At 62.5% G+C, this 17,565-nt stretch carries 14 protein-coding genes; 7 read left to right on the top strand and 7 right to left on the bottom strand.

Translation table 11 applies throughout. The features are described 5' to 3' along the window. Nucleotides 1-75: 75 nt before the first annotated feature. From E1B25_RS14665 to E1B25_RS14645, 5 genes are all read left to right on the top strand, one after another. Complete coding sequence (locus tag E1B25_RS14665; RefSeq protein WP_132830266.1) at nucleotides 76-1,662, top strand: ABC transporter substrate-binding protein; 1,587 nt, start codon at nucleotides 76-78, stop codon at nucleotides 1,660-1,662. 1 nt (nucleotide 1,663) lies between these two features. Continuing rightward, entirely contained in the window at nucleotides 1,664-2,620 is a 957-nt protein-coding gene (locus E1B25_RS14660) for an ABC transporter permease (protein ID WP_132830265.1), read from the top strand. After that, nucleotides 2,617-3,432: an ABC transporter permease gene (locus tag E1B25_RS14655; protein ID WP_132830264.1), complete on the top strand. Its 816-nt coding sequence runs from the start codon at nucleotides 2,617-2,619 to the stop codon at nucleotides 3,430-3,432. Before E1B25_RS14660 ends, E1B25_RS14655 begins: the two co-directional genes overlap by 4 nt. After that, on the top strand, nucleotides 3,432-5,069 hold the full coding sequence (locus E1B25_RS14650) for an ABC transporter ATP-binding protein (RefSeq protein ID WP_132830263.1): 1,638 nt from the start codon (nucleotides 3,432-3,434) through the stop codon (nucleotides 5,067-5,069). Before E1B25_RS14655 ends, E1B25_RS14650 begins: the two co-directional genes overlap by 1 nt. Nucleotides 5,070-5,200: 131 nt before the next feature. After that, nucleotides 5,201-6,037 (top strand): alkaline phosphatase family protein, encoded by an 837-nt coding sequence (locus tag E1B25_RS14645; RefSeq protein WP_132830262.1) that lies wholly within the window; start codon nucleotides 5,201-5,203, stop codon nucleotides 6,035-6,037. 254 nt (nucleotides 6,038-6,291) lie between these two features. On the opposite strand, the gene E1B25_RS14640 is transcribed toward E1B25_RS14645, so the two are convergent. The 6 genes from E1B25_RS14640 to E1B25_RS14615 form a co-directional block, all read right to left on the bottom strand. Continuing rightward, nucleotides 6,292-7,242 carry an alpha/beta hydrolase gene (locus E1B25_RS14640; protein ID WP_132830261.1) on the bottom strand — a complete coding sequence of 317 codons (951 nt, stop codon included), beginning with the start codon at nucleotides 7,240-7,242 and terminating at the stop codon, nucleotides 6,292-6,294. Further along, entirely contained in the window at nucleotides 7,230-9,119 is a 1,890-nt protein-coding gene (locus tag E1B25_RS14635; protein WP_132830260.1) for an acyl-CoA synthetase, read from the bottom strand. Before E1B25_RS14635 ends, E1B25_RS14640 begins: the two co-directional genes overlap by 13 nt. Nucleotides 9,120-9,397: 278 nt before the next feature. Then, nucleotides 9,398-11,221, bottom strand: a complete 1,824-nt coding sequence (locus E1B25_RS14630) for an ABC transporter transmembrane domain-containing protein (protein ID WP_132830259.1) — start codon at nucleotides 11,219-11,221, stop codon at nucleotides 9,398-9,400. Nucleotides 11,222-11,432: 211 nt separating this feature from the next. Then, nucleotides 11,433-12,566 (bottom strand): ABC transporter permease, encoded by a 1,134-nt coding sequence (locus E1B25_RS14625; RefSeq protein WP_206338553.1) that lies wholly within the window; start codon nucleotides 12,564-12,566, stop codon nucleotides 11,433-11,435. Then, nucleotides 12,563-13,735, bottom strand: coding sequence for an ABC transporter permease (locus E1B25_RS14620; RefSeq protein ID WP_206338552.1), 1,173 nt, complete (start codon nucleotides 13,733-13,735; stop codon nucleotides 12,563-12,565). Before E1B25_RS14620 ends, E1B25_RS14625 begins: the two co-directional genes overlap by 4 nt. Before the next feature lie 91 nt (nucleotides 13,736-13,826). Further along, nucleotides 13,827-14,825: an HlyD family secretion protein gene (locus tag E1B25_RS14615; RefSeq protein WP_132830257.1), complete on the bottom strand. Its 999-nt coding sequence runs from the start codon at nucleotides 14,823-14,825 to the stop codon at nucleotides 13,827-13,829. 200 nt (nucleotides 14,826-15,025) lie between these two features. On the opposite strand from E1B25_RS14615, the gene E1B25_RS14610 reads away from it, so the two are divergent. Both E1B25_RS14610 and E1B25_RS14605 read left to right on the top strand, forming a co-directional pair. Next, nucleotides 15,026-15,679, top strand: coding sequence for a TetR/AcrR family transcriptional regulator (locus E1B25_RS14610; RefSeq protein WP_132830256.1), 654 nt, complete (start codon nucleotides 15,026-15,028; stop codon nucleotides 15,677-15,679). A 129-nt stretch (nucleotides 15,680-15,808) separates the two neighbouring features. Continuing rightward, a complete protein-coding gene (locus E1B25_RS14605) occupies nucleotides 15,809-16,735 on the top strand; it encodes a cation diffusion facilitator family transporter (RefSeq protein ID WP_132830255.1) in 927 nt (308 codons plus the stop codon). Nucleotides 16,736-16,756: 21 nt separating this feature from the next. Here E1B25_RS14605 and E1B25_RS14600 read toward each other — a convergent pair whose 3' ends face one another. Continuing rightward, a complete protein-coding gene (locus E1B25_RS14600) occupies nucleotides 16,757-17,548 on the bottom strand; it encodes a TIGR03084 family metal-binding protein (RefSeq protein WP_132830254.1) in 792 nt (263 codons plus the stop codon). Nucleotides 17,549-17,565 lie beyond the last annotated feature (17 nt).

Raw genomic sequence — 17,565 nt, 5'->3', positions numbered from 1 at the left:
GTAAATGAGCGACGTTTGACGCAATGGTCAATAAACCTGCGCGTGAGACGTAGAGAACAAAAATGGGAGACCAAAATGCATAACAATCTGAAATTTTTCGCCAACAGCGTCATCGCGGGCCGGATGACACGGCGCGAATTCATGGGCCGCGCGGCTGCGCTGGGCCTGACGGCTGCGGCGGCCAACACCCTGATGTCAAAGGCGGCTTATGCTGCCGGACCTCAAAAGGGCGGCACCATCAAGGTCGGGGTTCAGGGCGGCGGCGCCTCTGACAGCCTTGATCCGGCGCTGGCGGCCAACTCGACCATGCTCCAGATCCTGCGCATGTGGGGCGAGCCGCTGCTCGAACTTGCCGACGAAGGCGGGCTGGTCGGCAAGGTTGCCGAAAGCTACAGTTCGACCCCGGACGCCAAGACCTGGAGCTTCAAGATCCGCTCGGGCATCACCTTCTCGAACGGCAAGCCCGTGACCGCCGAAGATGTGCTGGCCACGCTGGAACGCCATTCCGGCGAAGACACCAAATCCGGCGCGCTGGGTCTGCTGCGCGGGATCAAGAACATGAAGGCCGAGGACGGCGTCTTTGTGCTGGAACTGGATCAGGCCAACGCCGACCTGCCCTATCTGATGGCGGACTATCACCTGATAATCCAACCGAACGGCGGTAAGGACGACCCGACTGCGGCGATTGGCAGTGGTCCCTATGTGCTGAAATCGGCAGATACGGGTGTGCGGTTCGTGTTCGAAAAGAACCCGAACCATTGGGACAGCAGCTTGGGCCATGCCGAGACCATCGAACTGATCGTGATCAATGACGACACCGCGCGCGTCGCGGCGCTGCAATCGGGTCAGGTCGACATGATCAACCGGGTGCCGCCGCGCACCGCCGGGCTGATCGCGCGCGCGCCGAACATCGAGGTGCGGTCGAAATCCGGCCCGGGCCACTATGTGTTCATCGCCCATTGCGACACGACGCCGTTTGACAACAACGATGTGCGCATGGCGCTGAAATACGGCATCAACCGTCAGGAAATGGTCGACAAGATCCTGTTCGGCTATGGCTCGGTTGGCAACGACACGCCGATCAACGCCGCCTATCCGCTGTTCACCGAGCTTGAGCAGCGCACCTATGACCCCGACAAAGCCAAGTTCCATATGAAAAAGTCGGGCTTTGACGGCTCGATCCTGTTGCGCACCTCGGACAACTCCTTTCCCGGGGCACCTGACGCGGCGGCGCTGTTCCAGCAAAGCAGCGCTGCAGCGGGCATCAATCTGGAGATCAAGCGCGAACCGAACGATGGCTATTGGTCGGAAGTGTGGAACGCGAAACCGTTCTGCACCTCGTACTGGGGCGGACGCCCGACCCAGGACCAGATGTTCTCGACCGCCTATCTGTCGACCGCCGACTGGAACGACACACGGTTCAAGAACGAAAAGTTCGACCAGTTGCTGGTCGCCGCCCGCGCCGAGTTGGACGAGACCAAGCGCAAGCAGATGTATGCGGATATGTCGCTGATCGTGCACAATGAAGGCGGGTTGATCTGCCCGATGTTCAACGACTTCGTCGACGCGACCAGTGATCGCGTGATGGGCTGGGGCGGTGGCACCTCTGGCTATGAGCTGATGAACTTCTACGCTCCGATGAGAATGTGGGTGGCCGCCTGACATGGGCTCTGCGTTAAAACTGGTGGCCCAGCGCGTTGCGCTGGGCCTTCTTCTATTACTGCTGGTCTCCGGGCTGATTTTTATCGGCACCCAGTTGCTCCCCGGTGACGTCGCCCAATCCATTCTCGGCCAATCCGCCACCCCCGAGGCGCTCGCCAACATGCGCCGCGATCTGGGCCTGAACGAGCCCGCCCTTACCCGGTATCTCAGCTGGCTTTTCAATGCACTGCAGGGCGATCTGGGCACTGCGCTGACCAATGGTCAGGACATTGCAGACAGCATCTCCGGACGGATGAAAAACACGCTTTTCCTTGCCTTCTGGGCTGCGATCATCGCGGTGCCGCTGGCAATCTTTCTCGGTCTGCTCGCCGTGCGCTATCGCGACCGCTGGCCGGACAAGATGATCTCGGCGGTCACGCTGGCCTCGATCTCGATCCCCGAATTTCTGATCGGCTATGTCATCATGTATGTCGTCGGGGTCAAGCTGCGCTGGTTCCCCTCGGTGGCGATGATCAATGACGGCATGAGTCTTGGCGAAAAGCTGTCGTCCATCGCGATGCCGGTGATGGTGCTGACGCTGGTGGTTCTGGCGCATATGATGCGCATGACCCGCGCCGCGATCCTCAACGTGATGCAATCGGCCTATATCGAAACCGCCGAGCTCAAAGGGCTGAACCGGTTTCAGGTGATCTTTCGCCACGCCTTCCCGAATTCGGTCGCGCCGATCGTCAATGTCGTGATGCTGAACCTGGCCTATCTGGTGGTCGGCGTCGTGGTGATCGAGGTGGTCTTTACCTATCCCGGGATGGGACAATATCTGGTCGATCACGTCGCCAAGCGCGACGTGCCGGTGGTGCAGGCCTGCGGGCTGCTGTTTGCCGCCGTCTATATCGGGCTGAACATGGTGGCCGATATCGTCTCGATCCTGTCCAATCCGCGATTAAGGCATCCCAAATGAGCCGGATTCCCGTTGCCGCCGCGGTCGGCCTGTTCTTTACCGCGCTTTACTTTCTGGCCGCGATCTTCGCGCCGCTGCTGGCCCCCTATGGTGTGGCCGAGGTGGTCGGCGACGTGTGGGAGCCGTCAAGCGCCACGCATTGGCTGGGCACCGACAATATCGGCCGCGATCTGCTGACGCGGCTGATCTATGGCGGGCGCACCACGATCTTCATCGCCACGACCGCCACGATCCTCAGCTTTACCACCGGCGCGACGCTGGGCTTTCTCGCCGCCGTTCTGGGCGGCTGGGCCGATCAGGTGATGTCGCGCGCGATTGATCTGCTGATGTCGATCCCGACGCTGATCTTCGCCCTTGTGGTGCTCTCGGTCATGCCGGTCACCCTGCCGGTGCTGATCCTGGTCATGGGGCTGCTGGATTCCACCCGCGTCTATCGGCTTGCCCGCGCCGTCGCCGTGGACATCAACGTGATGGATTATGTCGAGGCCGCCAAGCTGCGCGGCGAGGGACGGGTCTGGATCATATTCCGCGAGATCCTGCCAAACGCGCTGTCCCCGCTGGTGGCCGAGATGGGGCTGCGCTTCATCTTCATGGTGCTGTTTGTCTCCACCCTGTCGTTCCTTGGGCTTGGGGTGCAGCCGCCCGCCGCCGATTGGGGCGGCATCGTCAAGGAAAACAAGGACGGTATCGTCTATGGCATCCCTGCAGCCCTGCTACCCGCCGTCGCCATCGCCACGCTGGCGATCTCGGTGAACCTCGTGGCCGACTGGATCCTGAACCGAACCACATCGCTAAAGGGAGGGCGCGGCTGATGAGCGACGCAATGCTCGAAATGCGCGACCTGCGGATCGGCGCCACCGCCTACCCCCCCGGCGAGCCGCCGCAGGACATCGAAATCGTCCACGGCATCTCGTTCACCTTGCAAAAGGGCAAGGTGCTGGGGCTGATCGGCGAATCCGGCGCGGGTAAATCCACCATCGGGCTGGCCGCCTTGGGCTATGGCCGTGGCGGGGTGAAAATTACCGGCGGCGAAGTCTGGATCAATGGCCGCGACATCCTCAAGGGCGGGTTGCGCGGGCTGCGCAAGCTGCGCGGCGCCGAGGTCACCTATGTGGCACAATCGGCCGCCGCCGCCTTCAACCCGGCCAAGAAGCTGATGGAGCAGGTGATCGAGGCCGCGGTGCATCACAACCGTTGTAGCAAATCCGAAGCCGAGGCGCGCGCGGTCGAACTGTTTGCCAAGCTCGGCCTGCCCGATCCCGAAACCTTCGGAAACCGCTATCCGCACCAGGTCTCGGGCGGACAGCTCCAGCGCGCCATGACTGCGCTGGCGCTCTGCCCACAGCCCGACCTGGTCGTCTTCGACGAACCCACCACCGCGCTTGACGTGACCACCCAGATCGAAGTGCTCGCCGCGATCAAGGAGGCGATCCGCGACACCGGTGTTGCCGCGCTCTATATCACCCACGACCTTGCCGTGGTGGCGCAGGTCAGCGACGACATCATGGTGCTGCGCGATGGCGACAAGGTGGAATACGGCCCCACCGACCAGATCATCAACGCCCCGCAAGAGGACTATACCCGCGCGCTGGTCTCGGTGCGCTCGATCAACCACGAGGAAAAATCCCCCACGCCCGATCCGGTGTTGCGCGTCTCGGGCATCTCGGCGCGCTACAAGGGCACAAGCTTTGACGTGCTGCACGATATCTCGGTCGATCTGCACCCGGGCCAGACACTGGCCGTGGTGGGGGAAAGCGGCTCGGGGAAATCGACACTGGCGCGGGTGATCACCGGGTTGTTGCCGCCCAGCAAGGGCGAGATCGAGTTTTCTGGCCGGACCCTGTCACCGGCGCTGGAAGGTCGCCCGCGCGAGGATCTGCGCGAGTTGCAGATGATCTACCAGATGGCCGATGTGGCGATGAACCCGCGCCAGACCGTGGGCACCATCATCGGTCGCCCGCTGGAGTTCTATTTCAACATGCGAGGCGCGGAAAAACGGCAGCGCATCAAGGAACTTCTGGAAGAAATCGAAATGGGGGACGGCTTTCTCGACCGCTATCCCGCTGAGCTGTCCGGCGGGCAGAAACAGCGCGTCTGCATCGCCCGCGCGCTGGCAGCCAAGCCAAAGATGATCATCTGCGACGAGGTGACATCGGCGCTCGACCCGCTGGTGGCCGACGGCATTCTCAAGCTGTTGCTGAACCTGCAAAAGATCGAAGGGGTGGCCTATCTGTTCATCACCCACGATCTGGCCACGGTGCGCGCCATCGCCGATTCCATCGCCGTGATGCATCGCGGCAAGGTGGTGCGCTATGGCCCCAAAAGCCAGGTGCTGAGCCCGCCATTCGACGATTACACTGACCTTCTGCTGTCTTCGGTGCCCGAGATGAAACTGGGCTGGCTGGAAGAGGTGATCGCCCACCGCAAGATGGAGAGCGCCGGAAATTAGGCCGGGCGCGGCCCCCTCCGTCCTCTTCTTCTTGGTACAAATACTCCGGGGTCCGGGGCAGCGCCCCGGTCCCTCCTCCAGCCACACCTTCCCCGTCCTCCCCCTTCGCACGATCGACACGGACCAAACCCATGCAAAACAAACTTCTTCTCATCATTCTCGACGGGGTTCCCTGGCGCAATTGGCGCCGGCTGTTTGGCAATCTGGAAGGCTGGATCGCCAATGGCGACGCGCAGGTGTGGAAGATCCGCGCCGTACTGCCCTCGATTTCAGCCAGTTGCTATGCCTCGATCCACACCGGCGTCGTGCCGGCCGAACATGGCTGCACCGGCAATGGCAATGTGTTCCGCCTCAGCCATCCCGACGTGTTTTCCCAGGTCCGTCAGGGCGGCGGCGTGACCGGCGCGGTGGCGCATTCCTTTTGGTCGGAATTCTTCAACCGCGCGCCTTTTGATCTGGTGCGCGACATCGAATATGACGAACCGGACAGCGAAACGATCAACCATGGCCGGTTTCACACCATGACCGGCTATGGGCTCATCAACCAGATGACGCCCTCGGATGTGGATCTGTTCGCCACGCTCACCAACCTGTGCCAGCGGTTCGGGCTGGATTACGGCATGCTGCACACCTGCACGCTCGACAGCATGGGGCACCGGTTTTTCCACGACTGTCAGGAAATGGACCACGCCTGTGCGGTGATGGACGAGATGCTGGCCCCCTTCATTTCAAAATGGCGCGCAGCGGGCTATGAGATCATCGTCACCGCCGATCACGGACAGGACGCGCGCGGCCATCATGGCGGCCGCGACCCGTTGCAGCAGGAGGCGGCGCTGTACTATTTCGGACCGGCAAAGGGCCCGGCTGAGGGGGTGGTTCTGGACCAACTTCAATTGGCACCAACGATCCTGAAACGGCTCGGCGCTCCGATCCCCGATACAATGAAAGCGGCCCCGTTCCTCAGCTGAGGATAAGCTGTGGACAACGTTAGTTAGCAAGTTCTGACAAGGTGTTACGTGAGCGACCTGGCCCGATGACAGGGCGGGTTCAGGTGGTCACGTCGCTAGCTTCTGTGGGTAACTTTCTGACTAGGTGCGTTTCATTGCATTTCGACAGCTGACCTACATCAACCTGTGGATAAAATGACAGGAGATGATCGAAATTGAAAACCCGGCAATCCCCTCGGCCTTCGGTCCGCGCCCGCCAACCCGGTGCCCGCCGTTTAGTCGTAGGGCCAGATCCCCTGCCCCAGCGCCTCGATCGCCACCTCGATCCGCTCGAAACTGTCGCTGGCCCGGGTCGACATGCTGCGCGCGCGCAAAAAGCCGTGTACCAGCCCCGTCTCGTTGATCCAATGGACCTGTCCGCCCGCCGCCCGCAGCAGTTCTGCATAGGCCCGGCCATCATCGCGCAGCGGATCGCAATCGGCGGTCACGATCACCGTGGGCGGCAGAGCGGAAAAATCACTGTCCTGCAACGGGGCGTAGGTCGGATCGCCCACCGGCGCTGCCTGCCCCTCGGCCAGACGGATGTTCTCGTAAAATCGGACCTCTTCCAGCGTCAGCATCGGGGCCTCGGCATTTTCCTGATATGAGGGCGCGCTGCCGTCACCGCCAAGCCCGGGATAGATCAGAACCTGCCCCAGAATCCCGCCAAGCCGCCCGCGCGCATGATGCGCCACGGCGGCGGCCAGATTGCCACCGGCACTGTCCCCGGCCAGCACCAGATCATCGCCAAACGCACGCGCCGCCCATTGTGTCGCGCTCCAGCAATCCTCAAACGCTGCCGGGTGGGTGTGTTCAGGCGACAAGCGATAATCGACCGCAACCACGCGATAGCCGGTGCGCGCGCAGATCTCGCCGCAGACATCATCGTGGGAGTCGAGCCCGCCCACCACGAAACCGCCGCCGTGGAAGTACATCACCGTGCACCCCGGATCGCCCGCGCTATAGATCCGCACCGGCACGCCGTCGGCGACAACATCGCGCGCCTCGACGTCCATCGGTCGGTCCTGATGAAAGGCCCGGCACATGGTGTCATAGGCGCGCCGCTGGTCCGCGATGCTGCCCTCGACCGTGTCTTCCGGATAGCTCTCGGCGGTCTTGTGGATAAAAGCCCAAGTCTGGGCGTCAATCAGCGCCGCATAGTCGCGCGCGCCGCTCACTGCTCCCATTCCCAGGGGCGGGTAAAGTTACCCAGAACATGTGCCACCTCCTCCTCGTCCGCGCCATGGCGGCGCAGCTGCGCCACCAGCCCGCGGGTCTTGTCATCGCTCACCGAGACAACGCGCGCCTGCAGCTCTGCCGCTTCCAGCGCGGCGTCATAAACGCGGGTGATCGCCATCTTGCGCAGATCGGGTTTGAACACCTTGCCCACCGCCGTCTTGGGCAGCTCGTCGAGGATGCCGATGAACTTGGGCCGCGCGGCGCGCTCGTGCACGTGCACCTTGCAATGCTCCATCAGCTCTTGTTCGCTGACGGTCGCGCCTTCGATCAGTTCGACATAGACGCAGGGCATTTCACCCGCATAGGCATCGGGTTGGCCGATGGCCCCGGCAAAGGCCACGGCCTCATGCGCCAGCATCGCCTCTTCGATCTCGCCCGGGTCAATATTGTGGCCGCCCCGGATGATCAGATCCTTGGCCCGCCCGGTGATCCACAGATAGCCGTCCTGGTCGATCCGGCCCAGATCGCCGGTGCGCAGGTATTTACCCTCATAGAACAGATCGACGTTCTTGTCGGCCTCGGTATAGGTATGGCCGGCATAGACCCCCGGGTTGGAGATGCAGATCTCGCCAATCTCGTCGGAGTTGCATTCCCGCGGGCCGTCGGCGGTGCCGCGCATGATCTTCACATCCGTATAGGGAAACGGGATCCCGATCGAGCCGACCTTTTTCTCGCCGTCCGGCGGATTGCAGGAGACGAGACAGGTGGCCTCGGTCAGACCATAGCCTTCGACGATGGTCACGCCCGAGGCGCTTTCAAACCGTTTGAACAGCTCCAGCGGCATCGGTGCTGACCCGGAAAAGGCGGTTTTGACCGACGATATATCCGCATCCACCTTGCGCTGCATCAGCGCCGAAACGGCAGTGGGCACGGTGATGATAAAGCTGATCTTCCAGCGTTCGATCAGTTTCCAGAAATTGTCGAACACGCCGTCGCCGCGATAGCCTGCTGGCGTCGGGAACACCACATGCGCGCCGGAGGCAAGCGAGGCCATCACGATCACGTGGCAGGCAAAGACGTGAAACAGCGGCAGCGGGCACATGATGTTGTCTTTCTCGGTGAACAACATCTCGTGACCGAGCCAACCGTTATAGATCGCGCCGGAGTATTTGTGCTGCGCCACCTTGGGCATGCCGGTGGTGCCGCCGGTGTGGAAATAAAAGCCGACGCGATCTTTGCCGCCATCGTCAAAGGCCAGCTTTTTCGGCTGTTTTGCCAAGGCCTTACTGAAATCCATATAATCGGCATGGGCGACCAACGCCTTGCCTTCCAGCTTGGGCCGGGCCAGCGGCACGATCCAGGATTTCGGCGGGGTGAGGTAGCGGTTGAGGTCGACTTCCAGCACGGTGTCCACGTTCGGGGCGTGGCGCACCGCCTCGACCACCTTTTGCGGCACGTCGGTCTTGGGGAAGGGTTTGAGCGTGACCACGACCTTGGCCCCGGTCTCGCGCAGGATCGAGGCGATCTGTTCCGGTTCCAGCAGCGGGTTGATCGGGTTGACGATCCCTGCGATCGCGCCGCCAAGGATGGTCAGCAGCGTTTCCGTGCAATTGGGCAGGACGCAGGCGACCACGTCAGTTTCACCGATGCCGAGCGAACGGAACAGGTTTGCAGTTTGGCACACCTTTTCGAGCAGTTGCGACCAGGTGAGCGTTTCCGCCTTGTCCTTGGGGCCGGAAAAGATCTGATAACTGACCGCGTTGTTGTTGGGAAACTTATGCGCTGTTCCGGCCAGCATGTGATAGAGAGTCTTGGGCAAATCGCGCTCGCTCCAAGGCATCTCGTTTTCGATGGCAAGCCGATCTTCCATTCCGGCAAACGTCATTCCAGCGTCCTCCCAGACCACCCTCATTCCTTGTCGACAAGGATGATTGGAAACCCCATGAGGCGCAAGGTCAGGCGAGCGGGAAACAGCCCCCCTTGGCGGGTGACGTGACGCCAAGTTCCGTTACGGAACAAGGGGTTTAGGACCCCGGAGATATATTTTGCCGCTCCGGCCACCACGCCAGCCACGGCCCCGAAGGCCCACGTCGGGGAATTTGAGCGCCGTTTTGTACATTTGGCTTCCCCGTCCCCACCGGGGACCCGGGCGCCGAAAGGCCCCTATTGCGCCGCCATCGTTCCGTCGGTGAATTGCAGCCGGGCCAGCCGGGCATAAAGCCCGCCGCTGGCGACCAGTTCGTCATGGGTGCCCATGGCGACGATGCGACCCTCTTCCATCACCACGATGCGATTGGCCTTTTTCACCGTCGCCAGCCGGTGGGCGACGATCAGGGTGGTGCGGCTTTGGCTCAACTCATCGACGGCCTGCTGCACCGCGCGTTCGCTTTCGGCATCCAGTGCGCTGGTGGCCTCGTCCAGCAACAGCACCGGCGCGTCGCGTAGGATGGCGCGGGCGATGGCGATCCGCTGTTTCTGCCCGCCCGACAGCATCACGCCGCGTTCGCCCACATAGCTGTCATAGCCTTCGGGCAGCGCGCTGATAAAATCATGCGCTGCCGCAGCCTTGGTCGCGGCCTCGACCTCGGCGTCGGTGGCGTCGGGGCGGCCGAAACGGATGTTGTCGCGGGCCGAGGCGGCAAAGATCACCGGGTCTTGCGGCACCAGCGCGATGGCACGGCGAAAATCGTCGCGTGTCATGTCGCGCAGCGCCACACCGTCCAGCCGGATTTGCCCCGAGACGGGATCGTAAAACCGCAGCATAAGCTGGATGATCGTGGTCTTGCCAGCACCGGAGGGGCCGACAAAGGCCACCGTCTCGCCCGGTTCGATATGCAGCGACACCCCGTCAAGCGCGGCGACCTCAGGGCGGGCCGGATAGCGGAAGGTGACCCCGTCAAAGGCGATCTCGCCCCGCACCGGGCGCGGCAGCGTCGCGGGTTGGGTGGGGTCCTGCACCGCGTCGTCGGCGTTGAGCAGTTCCACCAGCCGTTCGGTGGCCCCGGCGGCACGCTGCAACTCGCTCCAGATTTCGGAAAGCGCGGCGACCGAGCCCGCAACCAGCACCGAATAGATCAGGAATTGCACCAGCATGCCTTCGGACATGACACCGGCGCGCACGTCGCGTGCCCCGATCCAAAGCACGCCAACGATGCCGGTGAAGACCAGAAAGATCACGATCACGGTCAGCAGCGCCCGGGTCAGGATGCGCCGTTGCGACACCTGATAGGACATTTCTGTCATCTCGGCAAAGCGGGCGCGGCTGGCCCGCTCATGGGTGAAGGCCTGAACCGTCTGCACTGCGCCCAGCGCCTCGCCCGCGTTGCCGGAGGAGGCGGCGATCCAGTCCTGATTTTCGCGGCTGATGGCGCGCAGCTTGCGGCCCAGCACCAAAATCGGCACCACCACCGCCGGCACGATCAACAGCACCATGCCGGCAAGCTTGGGCGAGGTCAGCAGCATCAGCCCCAGCCCGCCGACGAACAGCAGCATGTTGCGCAGCGCGATAGAGATCGAAGAGCCCAGCACCGATTGAATCAGGGTGGTGTCGGTGGTGATCCGGCTCAGAACTTCGCCGGTCATGATCTTTTCAAAGAACTGCGGGCTCATGCCGATCACGCGGTCGAACACGGCCTCGCGGATATCGGCCACCACCCGTTCGCCCAGCTTGGTCACCAGCGCATAGCGCAGCCCGGTGCCCACCGCGAGCAAACCGGCGATGCCAAGCGCGGCAAGGAAATAGTGGTCCAGCAACTCGCCCGAGCCGGTGCGAAAGTTGTCCACCACCCGGCGCACCGCCAAAGGCAAGGTCAGCGACACCATCGAGGTAAAGACCAGCGCGACAATAGAGGCGAGGATCAGCCAGCGATAAGGCCGCATGAAGGGCCAAAGCGCCCCCAGAATCCCGATCTTGCGCGACCGCGCGCGATCCTCCTGTGCGCCGGGTGCGGCGGGGGGGGTGGATCTGGAAGTGGATGCGCGGGCCATGGTGGCTCCTTCATCTTGGGTCGGGTGTATTGGGGGGCGGGCGGCTGGGCCTGCCCGTATGCAGTGGCCCGTTTCATGGCCGCGTGGGCGGCAAGGGTCAAGGGATCAGTTGCCGCGCCAGCCTCCCCGACGGACATGAGCGCGGCGAGGTGACCACCCGGTCGTGACAAGACCGCCGCGTTTACGCTCCGTTTTTCCGGCCTGGACAGGCTTAGATCGGCTGCTTTCGCGTCTTGCGGGTCAGCCGGGCAAGTCCGACGGCCAAAGCCGTATAGCCGAACGCCAGAGCAACCTGCGTTTGTATGGCGCCTGCAATGTCATGCGCCGTGGCCCCCATCTGATCGACAGCGACAAAGGCCGAGATGGCCGAGGACGACGGCACAAGCAGCGACAGGTCATGCAGGTACTCCGGGATCATTTCAACGGGCCAGGAAATCCCTGAGAGAAAGAACAACGGCATCCCCATCACCACGAGGAAGAACACCACCCCTTCGCGCCACGGAATGGCCAGAGCGATGGCAAAACCCATTGCGATGCAGGCACACAGGAACGGCACCGCAAGCAAAAGCAGCGTTCCAAGATCGCCGGTGCGCGGAATGCTATAGAGAAACGGCAGCAACATCTGCGTGAACATGACCCACAGCAGATACAAGCCAAGATAGGCAAGGATCGTGGCCCACATTCGACGACCGGAGGGCAGCTTGCGGCCCGCGTGCAACAGACCGATCCCCATCATAAGGGTCTGTTGCAGGATCAGAACAAAGGCCGCAGGAACCACATAGCTGGCGTAGCCCCCTTGCGGGTTGAACACAGACACGCTGGTCACCGCCACAGGGGACAGCAGGGTGCGCGCGAGACCGTCATCCACCCCCCTCGCGGTGAGGCGCGCGTAATTCACCTGAGCCCCCATCGTGCCCGCCACTGTCGCGACGGCCTTGACCACATTGGAGTAGATCAACAGATAGCTGCCATCACCAAAGGCCGCCACCGGCGAAGGGCGGCTTGCCAGAATGTCCGCCTCGAACCCGTCGGGAATGACAACGACACCGTAGACATCGCGCCGAAAGAACGCGTCCCGTGCGACGTCCATATTGGACACCGACAGGGTGACATCGACCCATTCGGTCACGTCCATCTCGCGCACAAAGGTTCGGCTGGCGCTGGAGTTGTCTTGATCGATCACCACGACGGGCACGTCGCGCAATACCTCACCGACATAGGGCTGCGGATACAGGACGCTATAGATCAGGATGCCGACGATCATCGTGGATCGCGCGTTCTCGTCCCCCAACAGCCTGCGAAGCGCCCCGAGGACGTCGGAGAAAAAGCTGCGCAGCTTGCTCATGCCCTGCCCTCCTGGATGTCGGTGGTTTGGTTTACGGTGGCTTGGGGTTCGGCGGCGAGGTCGGGAACGCCGTTTTCCTCGGCCGCTGGCGTGGCGCGCATGGTCTTGTAGGTCATAATCCACAACAGGCCCGCGAACACCACGAGCTGCGCCAGCAACCACAGCAGAGACGGGATCGAGTATTCCAACGGCGCGCCGCGCAATGTCTGATCGGTGCGCACCTCAAGATAGGGGGTCAGCGGTATGATCGCGGCCCAGCCCTGCGCAAACAGCGTCATGCCAAAGCGCGGAAAGCTGACCCCGGCAAAGCCGAACGACGGCGCAACGAGAAGACCCATCATCCCAAGGCCGTTTGTCGTGTCCTTTGCCAGCAGGGCAAGGAAGGCGCCCAGCGCCTGACAGGCCAGAATGAACATGAACCCGTTGAGGAAGAACACGAAGATATTGCCGCGAAAGCTTGCGCCAAAGAAGCTGAACAGCACCACGTCGCCAATCAGCATCACGAGCGAGCCCATGATGGTATAGGGCAGAAGCTTGCCCAGAATGGCGCGGGTCGGCGTGCCCGACAGCCGCAACAGCCGCGCCATCCCGTTCGACGAATGATGTTCGCGCGAGAACGACAAGACCGCCGTGGCACAGATGAAGATCTGCATCACGGTCGGCATGACCGAGGACAACAGGAACTGGATGTAATCGAGCGAGGGGTTGAACAGCGGGCTTTGTTGCACCGGGATCGGCGTCAGCAAATCCATCGCCACGTCGGTGCCGATGCCCTGCGCCTCGAGCAGGCGCAGCGATACCCCTGCCGAGAAGGTCGCGACCGACGTGCGCATGCTGCGCGCGACGATGCCCCCCGCCGTCAGCAATTGGCTGTTGGAGAAAATCACGATCTCCGGTCGTTGCCCCAGCAACAGATCATGCTCCATCTCGGCCGGGATCATCAGGATCGCATAAGCGCGCTGCGCCACCAGCGCCTGACGCGCTTCGGTGAGCGTCGTAAGCTGCTCGACAACCTCGACATCCGCAGCGGCATCGACCATGCGCACGACCTGCCGCGACAGGGGCGAGCCATCCAGATTCACCACCGCGACGGGCAAATCACGCGGCAGCCCCGGCGCAAAGACCGCTGCCAGTGCGAAGAACAGGATCAGCGGCAGCGGCACCAGCATGAAGGCAAGCGCAGGGCGCGTTGCGATCTGGTGCAATTCCCGCCGCAAGATGCGCCGGAAGCCGGGTGGAAGATGCGGATGTGCCACGCGATCACAGACCGCTGCGGGTCGTGGCGGGCCAATCGACAAGAACGCTCATCCCCGGGCGCAAACCATCGACCTGTTCAACCGGTTCGGCGCGCACCGAAAAGGTCCGAAGATCAAAATCTCCGGTGGCTTTGGTGGCCCGCCAGTTGGCATAGCTGCCCTGAACGTTGATGGCGGTGATCGTTGCATCTATGGACGCTGTGCCCTTGCCCAAGGCCGGCACGCGCACCTCCAACGGCTGCCCGATTTTCAATCCTTCCAGCAGATCTTCGCGCAGGTTGAAGGTGAACCACGCGTGATCGATATCGACGATCGAGATCAGTGGCGCGCCCGCACTGAAAAGCTTTCCCACTTCCGAGGTGCGCGTCGTCACCTCGCCGTCAATGGGGGAAACAACAGTCTTTTCGTCAACGTTTGCCTTGATTTGCATCACATTGGCTTCGGCTTGCGACACCTGCGCGTCGGCAACCGCTTTTTGTTCCGCACTGGCCCCGTTGCGCGCCTGATCGAGATTGGCCTTTGCCGCGGCTTGCGCCTGAATTGCGGCGGTCAGCGCGTTGGCGGATTGATCGAACCCGGCCTGCGACACAACCGAACCGCTGCGCAATTGGGTAATCCTGTCGAAACTGCTTTGCGCCAAGGTCACATCCGCTTCGGCCTTCGCCAATTGCGCCTCGGCTGCGGCAATCGTTTCCGGGCGGGTCGAATAGGCCAGATCGCGATTGGCCTTGGCAACATCAAAGGCGGCCTGCGCGGTCGCAAGCTGCGCATCAAGCTGCGCGCTTTCCATGTTCACCACGATATCACCAGCGCTAACGCGGTCCCCGACACCGACCGGCGTCTGCGACACCCGCGCCGTGATCATCGCGGACAGATCGATGCGCGTCGCCTCGACCTCTCCCTGCACCAGATAGGTCGCAGGCTGACGCACCGTCCAGACCAGATAGCCAGCGGCCGCGGCAACGGCGAGCACAGCGATAACTGCGGTTCTATTCACGTTCATTGATCGACCTCGGGACTCTGGGATACATTTAGGAAAAGAGCAATTTTCTAAATTCATTCCAGCGCGTAAGTCAATGCCAAAATGCACAGCCCAACACGGGGGCATGACGGGTGCATGATGGGCGCATACCTGCCCCGGACCGGTTCACCTTGATTTAGGAAAACATCCGTTTTTATAATAAGGTCCAAGAGGAGCCCGACATGACCGACCAGAAAGCGACCCCGAAAAAGCGGTCCCGAGGCCGCCCGACGCTGCGCACGGAGAAGGAAACTCACGCTCTTTTGATCAAGGCAGCGCGGGCTGCGTTCCTGACCAAGGGCTATTCCGGCACCAGCATCGAAGCCGTGGCAAAACAGGCGGGGATGTCGACGCGCACGATCTACAAGACGGTTTCGAACAAGGCGAGCCTGTTTCGGCTTGTGGCAGACCACGCGATCGAAACCGGGATCGCGCATCTCAACGAGCCCTTTGAGGCGACAACCCCCGAAAGCGCGATTCGGGCATTGGCCCGGGCCTATACGCAGCTTGTGCTCGGCAAGAACGGGGTGCTGACGGCCCGCGCGGTTCTGTCCGAACAAGCCAAGTTTCCAGAGTTTCGCGACAAATTCCTGTCCTCGATCCAACAGGTTGCCGAGGCGTTTGATCGACGTTTTGTGGCGCTTTGTTCCGCTTTGTCGGGCGTTGAAGGGGCCGACGTCGAAGAAGCGGCAGCCCTGTTGCGCAGTCTGATAAATGGCGCACAGAGGGCCGCCATCCTTGACCCCCAGTATGAAGGACCCGCCGCAACCTTGGCAGACTGGTCGGATAAATGCACAGATTTCACGCTCAGGGCGCTCCGTTCAGGGCCGGAGTAACGCCCCTCCCCCGCCCGTCACGCGCGTTTTGTCCCCTTGCAACGTCCCCCTTAAAAAGACGACACCCTTTGCAAGACAGTGACCGATACGACCAAGCTTTCCGGCGCAAACCGGAGGAAGGACCGAGCGATGCCACATGATCACGCCCACGAGCACACCGTCCCGGCCGATCTTGGGCCGGCTTTCCGCTGGGCGGTGGGGCTGAACAGTGGCTATGTCCTTATCGAGGGCGCGGCAGGGTTCCTGACCGAGTCGCTGGCACTGCTGGCGGATGCGGCGCATAACCTGACCGATGTGGCGGGGTTGCTGATCGCTTGGGGCGCGACGGTTCTGGCCAAACGTGTCGGCAGCAGCACCTATACCTTTGGCTATGGGCGCGCCACGATCTTGGCGGCGATGCTCAACGCCGTTGCCATCCTGATCGGCGTCGTGCTGGTGATCTGGGAGGCGGCGCACAGGTTCGGCACGCCGGTCGATCTGCCCGGCGGCACGATCTTGTGGGTCGCGCTGATCGGGATTGCGGTCAACACCGGATCGGCACTGTTGTTCATGCGCTCGCAAAAGGGCGATCTGAATGCCAAGGGTGCGTTCCTGCATATGGCCGCGGATGCGCTGGTGTCGGTGGCCGTGGTGGTGGCCGCCGCAGGCATTCTGCTGACCGGCTGGACATGGCTTGACCCGGTGGTGGCGATTGGCGTCAGCCTCGTGATCGCGATAACGGCTTGGGGCCTGCTGCGCGACTCGCTCAGGCTGGAGCTTGACGGGGTGCCCGAGGACATCGACCGTCAGGCCCTTGTCGACTGGCTGAGCAACCAGCCCGGCGTCAGCAATGTTCATGACCTGCATATCTGGGCGCTTTCGACCACCCGGACCGCGCTGTCGGTTCATCTCGTCTGGACGGGGGAGGACGGCGACGCGTTGATCCACCACCTGTCCCACGAGTTGGAAGAGGATTTCGGCATCAACCACGTGACGATCCAATTGGAGACCGTCGGCTGCGATGCTGCCTTTACCTGCGATGCGCAAGCGCCCGTAGGGGCAAAGGTCGCGGTTTAGACGTCAGCGATCCGCGCAGCCTTAACCCGCAACGAAACGAGTCCCGGGCTTGGGCGGCGTTTCCTGGCCCCCGGCAAAGCATTGCGCCGTCTCCATCCAGCGCCGCGCCACCGGGCCGGAGACCCTGAGCGCCGTATCGGCGATGTTGCGGGTCTGGGTGACCACCTGGGCAAACTCCACCGCCGCGCCTTCGATCAGGTCGGATGATGTCGGATCGCCATAGTCCCAGATCACGCCAGAGGGCGCGGTCAGGCGCAGGCGCGGCATCTGTTCCGGCACTTGCAGCCCCTGCGCCTTGTGCGACCAGCCAAATGTATTCACGCCCAGAACCACGATATTGCGAATCCGCTCAGCCACCGGCCGCGCCACCCCCAGCAGGTCAAAAAGCTCTTGCCCGTGGGCCCATGTCTCCATCTGCCGCGCGGTGATGGAAGAGCGCGCCGACATGTCCGGCCCGGCCCATTTCACCCGCGTTTTGGGATCGACCTGCGCCCAGCGCGTTGCCATGTCGCGATATTGTGTCTGCCATGCCGTGAACAGGGCCGTGCCACGCTGGGGTACGGCGGCATTCTCGAACGTGCGCATGCCGCGTTTCATCATGTCCGGCAGGGCCTTGCCGATGCGGGCGTCGAACTCGTCGGGGTCGCTCAGCGACAGGTCGGCCGCGCGGTTCCAGAAATACAGATGCACGATTACATCGTTCACAGTCCAACCCTTGAACTGGGTTGCGCGCCCCCAATCCGCATCGGGCAGGTCGGCCAGCAACGCCGCCAGCGCCTCGCTCTCATCCAGAAAATCCTGTGCCTGCTGCATGCTCACTCCTCCGGTTC

The sequence above is a fragment of the Antarcticimicrobium sediminis genome, assembly GCF_004348975.1.
Classification (GTDB): domain Bacteria; phylum Pseudomonadota; class Alphaproteobacteria; order Rhodobacterales; family Rhodobacteraceae; genus Antarcticimicrobium; species Antarcticimicrobium sediminis.
Note: the sequence above shows the minus strand (reverse complement) of the source record. Positions and strands in the feature narration are given on the sequence as shown.